At 63.2% G+C, this 809-nt stretch carries 1 protein-coding gene and 1 pseudogene; both read right to left on the bottom strand.

Annotated features, from left to right (window positions below):
- Positions 1 to 325 (bottom strand): ATP-binding cassette domain-containing protein (locus EXE45_RS17090; RefSeq protein ID WP_137695034.1); only part of this gene is annotated, 325 nt, incomplete at its 3' end.
- Between the two features lie 145 nt (positions 326 to 470).
- Positions 471 to 809 (bottom strand): annotated as a pseudogene (locus EXE45_RS17085) (DNA polymerase elongation subunit); the annotation flags it as partial.

Below are 809 nucleotides of genomic sequence, written 5' to 3'. Positions count from 1 at the left end.
ACTGGAAGCCGAGGAAGATACCGAGCGCGGCGCGCTCGTTCGGCTCCAGCTCCAGGAGCTCCCAGTGGTAATCCTCGTCGTCGAGGTCGGCGTCGACGTCGGCGACGTCGTCCTCGTCGAGGTGGAGGGAGATCGACCCGTCGGTCACCTCGTAGGCCGGGTGGCCGGCGATCACCTTCGCCAGCGTCGACTTGCCCGAGCCGTTGGGACCCATCAGCGCGTGGATGTCCCCGGACTCGACGGTCAGGTCGACGCCGCGAAGGATCCGTTCACCGCCCTCTTCGGCCACTCGTGCCCGAAGGTCGTTGATTTCGAGAGTTGCCATTGTGTTCTCGTGCCTCGTGTGCGAACAGTGGGTGTTGCGGGGGTTAACGGTTACGCATCTCCGCCTCAAAAATCGCAGATCCACCAAGAAATTTTCTTCCGATCGAAAAGTGCTTTCGACGACCGGCGTTTCGCCTCGCCGTCGGTCACATGAACGAGCCGAGCCCCGTCTGCTCTTGGCCCGTCTTGACCTCCTCCCACGACATGCCGAGCGCCTCTATCACGCGCTCTATCGGTCCCTTGAGGGTCTTGTCGAGCATCTTCTCCCAGTCGACCTCGAACTCGTCGGGGACCTGGTCGGCGTACTCGAAGCAGATCACGTCCGGGTCGCGCTTGAACTCCCCGTAGAGGTGGTCCCGCTGGGGGTCGAGCCCCTCCTCGTCTTCCATCCGCGCCCAGAAGTCCGGGTGGACCTTCTCGATGTAGAGCCGCTTCGGCTTCGACCCGCTGCCGAAGTTCGTCCCGAGCATGAGGTTGGCGTACTT

Source organism: Halorubrum sp. SP9 (assembly GCF_005435015.1).
GTDB classification, from domain to species: Archaea; Halobacteriota; Halobacteria; order Halobacteriales; family Haloferacaceae; genus Halorubrum; species Halorubrum sodomense.
This window is presented reverse-complemented; position numbering and strand designations above follow the sequence as displayed.